Source organism: Arenibaculum sp. (assembly GCF_035998295.1).
Classification (GTDB): domain Bacteria; phylum Pseudomonadota; class Alphaproteobacteria; order Azospirillales; family Azospirillaceae; genus DASYHS01.
Window position 1 is genome coordinate 1 of record NZ_DASYHS010000298.1, and the last position, 8,890, is coordinate 8,890.

General features: G+C 71.2%; 12 protein-coding genes and 1 pseudogene. 7 read left to right on the forward strand and 6 right to left on the reverse strand.

Annotated features, from left to right (window positions below):
* The 4 genes from VGO20_RS28260 to VGO20_RS28275 all read left to right on the forward strand — a co-directional run.
* The coding region (locus VGO20_RS28260) for a hypothetical protein (protein WP_327505767.1) at window positions 1–436 on the forward strand (436 nt) is incomplete at its 5' end.
* A 101-nt stretch (window positions 437–537) separates the two neighbouring features.
* Window positions 538–1,140: a hypothetical protein gene (locus VGO20_RS28265; protein ID WP_327505768.1), complete on the forward strand. Its 603-nt coding sequence runs from the start codon at window positions 538–540 to the stop codon at window positions 1,138–1,140.
* Between the two features lie 74 nt (window positions 1,141–1,214).
* A complete protein-coding gene (locus VGO20_RS28270; protein WP_327505769.1) occupies window positions 1,215–1,463 on the forward strand; it encodes a type II toxin-antitoxin system Phd/YefM family antitoxin in 249 nt (82 codons plus the stop codon).
* Complete coding sequence (locus tag VGO20_RS28275) at window positions 1,460–1,915, forward strand: PIN domain-containing protein (protein WP_327505770.1); 456 nt, start codon at window positions 1,460–1,462, stop codon at window positions 1,913–1,915. The genes VGO20_RS28270 and VGO20_RS28275 overlap by 4 nt, the downstream gene beginning before the upstream one ends.
* Here the strand turns inward: VGO20_RS28275 and VGO20_RS28280 are convergent.
* The gene (locus tag VGO20_RS28280) at window positions 1,825–2,853 is read right to left on the reverse strand and encodes a glycosyltransferase family 9 protein (protein WP_327505771.1); all 1,029 of its coding nucleotides are present in this window, start codon (window positions 2,851–2,853) and stop codon (window positions 1,825–1,827) included. The two genes, VGO20_RS28275 and VGO20_RS28280, sit on opposite strands and share 91 nt — an antisense overlap.
* Before the next feature lie 85 nt (window positions 2,854–2,938).
* A complete protein-coding gene (locus VGO20_RS28285; protein WP_327505772.1) occupies window positions 2,939–3,376 on the reverse strand; it encodes an MmcB family DNA repair protein in 438 nt (145 codons plus the stop codon).
* 127 nt (window positions 3,377–3,503) lie between these two features.
* On the opposite strand from VGO20_RS28285, the gene VGO20_RS28290 reads away from it, so the two are divergent.
* Both VGO20_RS28290 and cysE read left to right on the forward strand, forming a co-directional pair.
* On the forward strand, window positions 3,504–5,339 hold the full coding sequence (locus VGO20_RS28290; RefSeq protein WP_327505773.1) for an ATP-binding protein: 1,836 nt from the start codon (window positions 3,504–3,506) through the stop codon (window positions 5,337–5,339).
* 141 nt (window positions 5,340–5,480) lie between these two features.
* A complete protein-coding gene (cysE, locus tag VGO20_RS28295) occupies window positions 5,481–6,299 on the forward strand; it encodes a serine O-acetyltransferase (RefSeq protein WP_327505778.1) in 819 nt (272 codons plus the stop codon).
* 84 nt (window positions 6,300–6,383) lie between these two features.
* On the opposite strand, the gene VGO20_RS28300 is transcribed toward cysE, so the two are convergent.
* Together VGO20_RS28300 and VGO20_RS28305 are read right to left on the reverse strand one after the other, a co-directional pair.
* Complete coding sequence (locus tag VGO20_RS28300; RefSeq protein ID WP_327505774.1) at window positions 6,384–6,617, reverse strand: ribbon-helix-helix domain-containing protein; 234 nt, start codon at window positions 6,615–6,617, stop codon at window positions 6,384–6,386.
* 174 nt (window positions 6,618–6,791) lie between these two features.
* On the reverse strand, window positions 6,792–7,283 hold the full coding sequence (locus VGO20_RS28305; protein WP_327505775.1) for a GNAT family N-acetyltransferase: 492 nt from the start codon (window positions 7,281–7,283) through the stop codon (window positions 6,792–6,794).
* Window positions 7,284–7,416: 133 nt separating this feature from the next.
* On the opposite strand from VGO20_RS28305, the gene VGO20_RS28310 reads away from it, so the two are divergent.
* Window positions 7,417–7,737 (forward strand): DUF6916 family protein, encoded by a 321-nt coding sequence (locus VGO20_RS28310; RefSeq protein WP_327505776.1) that lies wholly within the window; start codon window positions 7,417–7,419, stop codon window positions 7,735–7,737.
* Here the strand turns inward: VGO20_RS28310 and VGO20_RS28315 are convergent.
* Entirely contained in the window at window positions 7,730–8,113 is a 384-nt protein-coding gene (locus tag VGO20_RS28315; RefSeq protein ID WP_327505777.1) for a ribbon-helix-helix domain-containing protein, read from the reverse strand. The two genes, VGO20_RS28310 and VGO20_RS28315, sit on opposite strands and share 8 nt — an antisense overlap.
* A gap of 419 nt (window positions 8,114–8,532) precedes the next feature.
* Window positions 8,533–8,890 (reverse strand): annotated as a pseudogene (locus tag VGO20_RS28320) (hypothetical protein); the annotation flags it as partial.

Here is an 8,890-nt window from a genome sequence, read left to right on the forward strand (position 1 = left end):
CCGGACTCCCATGCCCAGCACCATCCCACACCGCCGCCAGGAAATCGACATGCGCGGCTTCGGCGCCATCGCCTTCGGCCCGGCGGTCGCCGCGGTGCTGATGGCGGCGCTCGCGCAGTCGCTCGGCTACTGGCACGGCACCGATCCCGTGGTCGCGGCCGGCGGGCCGGTCCAGCTCCTGCTCGGAACGTCGATGCTGCTCTACGCGCTGTTCGCGCTCGTGCATCTCCTGCATTGGATCGGCGACCGGCTGACCGGCCAGCCGACCCCGCTGTGGTGGCTGCCCGAGCGCATGTCCCGGGACGAGCAGACGGTGCCCGGCATCGGCGGCGCCGGCGACGCCCCGGTCCCCGCCTTCCCGAACCACCTCGACGGCGCCGCGCTGTCGCTGGCCATGGCGCTGGTGTCGCGGCTGGCGCTCCAGGGCGCGATCTGAACGGGAAGGCCGGCATGCGCGATGCGCGGCGGGTTTTGCGCGCGTGACGCGCGGTTCTGTTTGAGCTATCGTCGGATGGTAGTGTCTGCCAGGGCCGATCCATGACCAGCCGTCCCGCCGCCCCGCCGCCCCCCCCGACCCGCTACGGCCGGCCGGCCCCCAACACTCCCAACGCCAACACCCCCGGCGCCAGCCCCCACGGCAACGCCCGGGGCGCGCAGGTGCAGATGCGGCCGGGCGCGCCGCCGGCCGGCGGGTCCGGTGCCGGATACCGGCTGGTCGTCGGGGCCTACATGCACCAGGGGTCGAGCGCGGGCCGCATGCCGCCCGAACTGGCCGGGCACGGCTTCGTCGCGATCGAACGGCCGGACGGCCGGCGCGAGGCCTTCGGCTTCTCGCCCAAGAATTTCGGCAGCTTCGATCCCAAGCGCGACTTCGCCCGGCTGTCGGCCGGCGTGCCGGGTGTCGTCCATGACGACGCCCGGGCCTTCTCGCGGCCGGGCGTGCGCACGCAGGCGATCCCGATCTCGCAGCAGCAGGCGCAGGCGGCGCTCGCGAAGGTGAGCGAGTACAAGACGCGCGGCTACCAGTTCAGCGCGACGCGCCGGCAGTGCTCGACCTTCGTCAACGACGTCTCGAAGGCGGCCGGCGTCGCCTCCGGCCCGGCGCCGTCCCTGCCCAGGGCGCTGTACCAGAAGCTCTGAACCGCCGCGGTTGCCGGGTGAGGACCGACGGTCTATGGTTGACCGGTGCGTGCCACTCGACCGGAGATACGCCGATGCCGGACGGAGTCATCAGCGCCGCCGAGGCCGATCGCGATTTTTCCAGGGTGCTCCGCGACGTGGAGGCCGGCGCGCGGGTCACGATCATGAAGGACGGCCGACCGGTGGCCGTACTGGCTCCCGTGGAGGAGGGCACGTCGCCCAGACGCGGGAAGGCTCGTGAGCGCATGCTGGCATTGCTCCATGAAGGGCTGCCGCTCGGTTTTTCCGGCGCTCTCGATCGTGACGCGCTGCACGACCGATGAGCCTCGTCGCTGTCGATACCAACATTCTTCTCTATGCCGCCGACAACGCGGGTGATCCCGCCAAGCATCGGGTGGCGTTGGATCTCCTGGACCGCTTGGGCGCAACCGGCCGGGGCATCCTGGCGCTCCAGGCACTGGCTGAATTCTACTCCGTAGCGGTCCGCAAGTACCGGATTCCCCCGGACCGGGCGGCAGTTTACGTGGACGCTTGGGGCGAGGTCTTTCCTGTGCACGGGGCGGTGCTGGCGGACGTTTCGGATGCGATGCGGGTTCAACGCGACCATAACGTCGCGTTCTGGGACGGCATGATATGGTCCGTCGCCAGACGGGCCGGAGCCCGCATCCTGTTGAGCGAAGACCTTCAGGACGGTCGTTCGCTCGAGGGCGTCCGGTTCGCCAACCCCTTCGAACCGTCCAACCGCTCGCTCGTCGAGGAGATTGTCGGCGCCTGAAGCCTTGGAGCCAGCGCCGCGCGGGCCGCGGCCAGGACCGGGGCGAGGGGCAGGTCGGCGAGGCGGTCGGCTTCCAGGACGCGCATGTTCGCCCGCTCGATCCCGGTCATGGCCGCGGGCAGGTGGCTGCGCGCGAACAGCGCCACGCCCGGCACGCCCATATGGGCGGCGAGGTGGGTCGGCCCGCTGTCGTTGCCGACGGCGAGCGCCGCCCCGGCCAGCACCCCGGCCAGGCCGAAGAAGTCGAGCACGCGGCCCTCGCGCATCAGCGCGGTCGCCGGCAGGTCCCGGCACAGCTCGACCTCGTCGGGGCCGGGCACGGTGACGACGCGGTGCCCGTCGGCGGCCAGGGCCTCGGCCAGCGCGCGGTAGCCGGGCCAGCGCTTGTTGGGATGGCGCGCCGACGAGCCCGGCAGCAGGACGACGTAGGGCGCCTCGACGCCCGCCGCCGCCAGTACCCCGCCGACGTCCGCGGCCATCCAGCGCAGGTCGGGCGCGCGCGCGTGCACGACCGGCACGCCGGCGTCGGCGAGCTGGCCCGCGAGGCGGTCCAGGCTCGGCACCGTCTTGGGGGCGTGGTGGCGGTGCGGGTGGCTGCAGCCGGGCGCGGTCCCGGACCACTCGACCCCGCGCCCGAGCAGCCAGCGGAAGTAGAAGGCGGTGCGGGCGGAGTTCTGGAGGTCGTAGACCCGCGAGAACCCGCCCGCCGCGAGCCGCCGGCGCAGCGCCGCCATGCGGTCGAGCCGCCAGCGCGGCGCGGCCTCGTCCACCCACACCGCGTCCACCGACGGGCAGCGTTCGAGGATGCGGCGGAAGGGGGCCCGCGTCAGCACCGTGATCCGGGCGCCGGGATGATGCGCGCGGATGTCGCGCAGCGCGCCTTCCGCCTGGAGCAGGTCGCCGAAGGCGCCCAGTTTGATGATCAGGATCGCGGTCATGGCGGCGGACCATACAATGGGGCGCGCCACGGGGGTAGCGCCACGGGGGTAGCACCACGGGGGGTAGCGCCGCGCGCGCGCGGCGTCAGGGCAGCCAGGGATCGTCGGCGCGGTGGAGGCGCGAGGCGGCCAGCCGCGCGGCGGCGATCAGCAGCGCCTTGCGCCGCGCGGGGGCGAGCCGGCCCTTCGGCGCCTCGCGCAGCGCCGCGGCGCCGAAGGCGTCGGCGACGAACAGGCCGCAGTCCTCGGGGATCAGCTCCACCGGGAAGTCCGCCGCGACCGCGAACCAGAACGCGTCGCAATAGTCGAGGTAGTCCCGCCACTTGCGATCGGCGCGGAAGTCGGCGACCCCGCTCTTGACCTCGACGATGACCAGCCCGCCCGCGTCGTCGACGCCGACCACGTCCGCGCGCCTGCCGTTGCCGAGCGGGAATTCCGTGACGCTCGCATAGCCCCGCTCCGCGAGCGCGCGGCGCACGCCCCTGGTCACCGCGGCCGTGGTCCCGTTCCTGTCGTCCATCATGGGTACACATCATGAACGCAGGCGGCGTTCCTGCCAAGCGGCGAAAGCGGGACCGGGCCACCCGCCTGCGTGGAACCCCTCCACAAGGTACTCGCAAAACGCGCCCGGCTTTGCCAAGATCGGCGCCGTGTCGACGCCCTTTGCAGGATGGCGGGACCCCCTGGACGGCGGCCGGACCGGCGCCGAAGGGTTCGTCCTCGTCTTCGACCCCGACGGTGGACTGACGGACTGGTCGCCGAGCACCGTGCTCGTCGTCCCCGAACTGGCGCCCCTGCTCGTCCGCGGCACGCCCGGCGACGCGCTCGCCCATGCGCTCGAGCCGTGCCTGGCCGGGGACCGGTTCCGCCTCGCCGGGCACGGCCTCGCCGACGGCGGCTCGGCCTGGGTCGCGACGCGCAACGCATCCCAGCCCGCCCCCCAGCCCGCCCCCCAGCCCGCCCCCCAGCCTGCATCCCAGGCCACCTCCCAGCCCGCCGGGCACCAGGCGGAGACGCTGTTCCGCGCGATCGCCGACGCGCTGCCGCTCGGCCTGGCGGTCAGCGCGCTCGGGGATGGCGGCATGCGGTACTGCAACGGCCCCTACGCGGCGCTGATGGGCGTCCGGCCGGAGGACGTCCTCGGCCGGCCGGCCGCGGGCTTCTACCTCAACCCGGAGGACCGCCGCCGCCTCGTCGACTGGGTGGAGCGGCACGATTTCCTCCAGGGCTGCGAGACGCGGCTGAGGCGGCCGGACGGCACCGATTTCTGGGCCATGGTGTCGGCCCGGCGCATCACCTGGGAGGGGGAGCGCTGCGTGCTCGCGACGGCGGTCGACCTCACCGACCGCAAGCGGCTGGAGGAGGGGCTGGACGAGGCGCGCGCCGCGGCGGCCCGTGCCGCCCGGGCCAAGGACCGTTTCCTGGCGGTGGCCAACCACGACCTGCATCAGCCGCTGGCGGCGCTGGCGATGTTCGTCGGCGCGCTGGAGGTGCGCCTCAGCGAGCCCGGCGCGCGCGAGATCCTGCGCGCGATGGACGGGGCGCTGGGCGCGCTGCGCAGCCTGGTCGAGACGCATCTCGACATGGCGCGCATCGACGCCGGCATGCTGCGGCCGGTGCCCGCCAGCCATCCCGCCAATGCCATGATCACGCGCATGGCGCTGGAGTTCGCCGGCGCCGCGCGCGCCAAGGGGCTGCGCCTGTCCGTCCAGCCCTGCTCCGCCCTCGTCCATACCGACCGCGACCTGCTGGAGCGCATCCTGCGCAACCTGCTGTCCAACGCGATCCGCTTCACCGACGGCGGGCGCGTGCTGCTGGGCTGCCGGCGCCGGGGCGACCAGCTCTCGATCCAGGTCTGGGACACCGGGCGCGGCATCCCGGAGGCCCAGCACCACCTCGTGTTCGAGGAGTTCTGGCGCGCCGATCCCAGCCCGGCGGTCGGGGGCTTCGGCCTCGGGCTCGCGATCGTCGACCGCCTGGCGGGGCTGCTCGGCCACCGGCTGGAGATGTGCTCGCTCGAGGGGCGCGGCACGATGTTCTCGATCACGATGCCGGTCGCCACGGACGAGCCGGCGCCCTCGCTGCCGACGCTGGCGCCGCTGCCGGAACCCGGCGCGCGCGTCCTGGTCATCGAGGACGACCTCCAGGTCCTGGACGCGCTTCAGGTGCTGCTCGGCCAGTGGGGCTGCGCCGTGATCGGCGCCGCCTCGTCCGAGGAGGCGCTGGAGGCCGTCGCCGCCGGCGAGCGGCCGGACGTCGTGATCGCCGACCTGCGCCTGGGCGGCAGCGCCAGCGGCATCGCCGCGATCCGGCAGGTCGCGAAACTGCTGGACGGGCCGGTCCCCGGCCTGATCCTGACCGCGGACACCGACCCGCGCCGCCTGCGCGAGGCGCGGCTGTCGGGCTATCCGCTGCTCCACAAGCCCGTCAGCGCGCATGCGCTGCGCGGCACGCTCGGAGCACTGCTCGGCCAGCGCCTGCGCTGAGCCCGACTTCCTCGTAATATATTATATATTATGCCTCGGATCACTTTTACTCATGCGATCGGAGACAAACATTCATTTGAGCGGGGCCGGCGTTTGCCCGAAACTTGAAATCCTCGGGAGGAGGAGCATCTCTTGGACGGAATGGAAGCGGCGACGCGGATCGGAACCGAGGCGGCGATCTGGAGCGACCTGCGGCGGGAAGCCGCCGAGATCGTGCGCCACGAGCCTTTTCTGGCCCCTCACATCGAGGTGGTCCTGCTCGGCCATGACGCGTTCGAGGATGCGCTGGCCGGGCTGATCGCGCACAAGCTGTACGACGACACCCTGGCCGAGGGCGCGTTGCGCGACCTCGTGCGGGCGGCGGTCGCCAACGACCCGACGGTCGCGAGCGCGGCGCTGGCCGACCTCGCCGCGGTGATCGAGCGCGACCCGGCGGCGGGCTTCCTGATCAACCCGTTCCTGTACTTCAAGGGCTACCAGGGCCTGCAGGCGCACCGGGTGGCCCATTGGCTGTGGAACAGCGGCCGCCGGCACGCGGCGCTCTACTTGCAGAGCCGGGTGTCGCAGAAGTTCGGCATGGACATCCACCCTGCCGCCCGCATCGGCCGCGGCATCCTGATCGACCACGCGACCGGCATCGTGATCGGCGAGACGGCGGTGGTCGGCAACGACGTGTCGATGCTGCAGAACGTGACCCTGGGCGGCACCGGCAAGCAGCGCGGCGACCGCCACCCGAAGATCGGCGACGGCGTCCTGATCGGCGCCGGGGCGACCGTGCTCGGCAACATCGTGGTGGGCGAGGGGTCGAAGGTCGGCGCCGGCAGCGTCGTTCTGAAGGACGTGCCGCCCCACAGCACGGTTGCGGGAGTGCCCGCCCGCATCGTCTCGCGCCGCTGTCCGTCCAACCCCGCCCTGACCATGGACCACAGCCTGCCCTGCGGCAGCGACGAGGAAGGCTGAATTACCCCTCTCCCGTGCAACGGGAGAGGGAGGGCAGCGCCAGTCCCGGCAAGCCGGGACTGGCGCCACAACAACCAACCAACCTCAATCCATCATGCCGGCCTTGCGGCGGAACCACTCCAGCGGATACTCGCGCAGGGCGTTGACCGGCCGGGCGCCCGGCCGGTTGGCCATCGCGCGGCGCACCAGCTCGGTCATGGTGATGTTCTCGTACTTGCAGATGAACTCGAGTCCCGCCAGGATTGCCGGCTCCAGCCGGACGCTGGTCCGACGGCCGTTGAGGTAGATGTTCTTGGACTTCAGATACGTATCGACCATGTGACGCCTCCGAGTTGAAAGTGATGGCGCAATGCATCACTGTTGTGTGCATGGCGCCACAACTTTTCAGATCATGCAAGCGAAATCATACGGGCAACTGCAGGAAAAATTCTTTTCTTCGGCAAGGTCTAGGCTTTCTGCGGGTTTCGAACGATCGCTTCGCAGGTGCAAAATTCAAGAATCCGGCGGTCGCCACTCCAAAGGGATGGTCGCGCCGCCCTCCGAGGGCAATTCCACGATCCCGAGTCGCGCGTAGAGTCGGCGTGCGGGATTGTACGGAGTGACGCTGCCGCGCATCACCAGCCGCTCCGCGATCGCGCGTTTCATGCAGTGCTGTAGCAGGGCGGCGCCGAGGCCGGCGTTGCGCTGCCCCGGCATCAGGGCGAGGTCGACGACCCACAGCTCGCCGGGCCTGTCTTCGAGCACGAGCCGGCCGGCCGGTTCCCCGGCCGCCTCGACGACCAGCACCCGGGCGTCGGGGTGGACGTGGCGGAACCCCGCGAGCTGGCTTTCGTACTGCATGCGGGCGAACGGCTCGGCCTGGGCCGGCGGCAGGGGCAGGGCGGCCAGCTCGCGCTCGCGCGAGGTGACGAACAGCGCGAACAGGAAGTCCTCGTCCTCCGGGCCGGCCGGCCGCAGGGTGAAATCCGTGTCGTCTGCGTGCATCCCGCGTCGTCCCGTCCACTCGAAAGGGCAGCTTTGCCCGAAAGAGGTGGTCCGCCTCGCCGGTCTGGCGGGGCGGCGTGCATGCGTGGTAACCATGCCGTCCAGAACACCGCTTGCGGACAAGGAGACGCGCGTGACCGGCTACGTCCTGGCCCCAGTGACAATGGAAACCTTCCTGCCGCTGCTGGGCAAGACCTTCAATGTACTGCACTGCGATGTGGCGGTCGAACTGAAGCTGACCGAGGTCAGCGACTCGACCAAGGGCCGTCCCTGGCCGGCCAAGCTGCCCAAGCCGTTCCTCCTGATCTTCAGCGGCCCACCGGAACGCATCCTGATGGAGGGGATGCGCGTGCTCCAGACCCCGGGCGTGGACCCGTTCCAGCTCTACGTGATCCCGATCCTGACCCACGACCCCGGCGAAAGCGGGCAGCTCTACCAGGTGATCTTCAATTGATCACGCGGAGGCGGGGCCGGTAACGGCCTCGCCCGGCCGGCTTAGTTGGCGGGGGCAACCTCTGCGGTCTCCGCCCTTCGATCAGGCATATCAACGAGTAGAGCCGCAGGCAGCTGGCGATGCTGGTACCCCTGCGCATCGTCGGCGGGGTGGCCTCCTCGACGATGTCGGTCAGCCGTATGCCCTCCCTCGCGGAGATTTCCTCCACGGTCAGCCAGAGCTGCCCCTCCATCGGGATGCAGACGAGGCGCCCGTGGATCAGCATCTCGCGCTTCAGGATCTTGTCCTGCCTCATCAGCTCCAGCACCCTCTCGAGCCTGGTGCTGATGCGGCGGCCGGACGGCACGGGACCGCCTGAAGAGGGTGGCTTGCTCATTTCCTGTCATCCCCTGTTTTCGAGTCTGTTCCGAAAACCGCCATGCGTACGGACCCGATTGCGCCGCATGCTTCAGACATCATGCCCAGGCATTCCGTCCAGGCCAGCATAACCGAACTGCAATTTTAAGGCGTAGCGAATTTTTCGCACCGGGCGCTGATATAACCGAATAATCGCAAAAAACTTTTCGCCGGCCGCCCCGGGGGACGTGCGACCGGCCCGGTTTTCGAAACTTTCCGGGATGATCGCGCCGGGATGGCCCCGGGACGGCCGTCGACTCGGGGGCCGCCGACCGTTCCGGCGCGTGGCGGCACGGTTCGGCTGGCGTCTTCTCCGCCCGGCCCTGCCGGCGATGCGCCGCCCGCATGCGACGAAGACCGCGCAGGCGCCCGCCGCCGCGGTCTCCGCCGCAGCCCCGATCAGTTCTGCGAGGGGAACACGCCCTCCAGCGCGATCACGTAGTTCATCACCTGGTAGGGCGGCAGGATGCCGAAGGGCACGGCGCTGCCGGCCGGGGTGACGGCGACGGTGCCCCCGGTCACGGACGCGCTGACGCCGCCCAGCGCGACCAGCGTTTCCGGCGCCGGCGAGGTCGAGTAGATCTGGGCCGCTCCCTGTACGGCCGCGGGACTCGCCGCGAGGTAGGCGCCCGCCGCGGGCGTCGTCGAGTTCCCTGCGGGATCGACGGCGGTGCTGGCCTGCACCTGGGCCGCGACCGTCATGCCGCTCACCGTCGCGGCGTGGCTGTGCGGCGCGAGGTTGGCCTGCGTCAGGGTC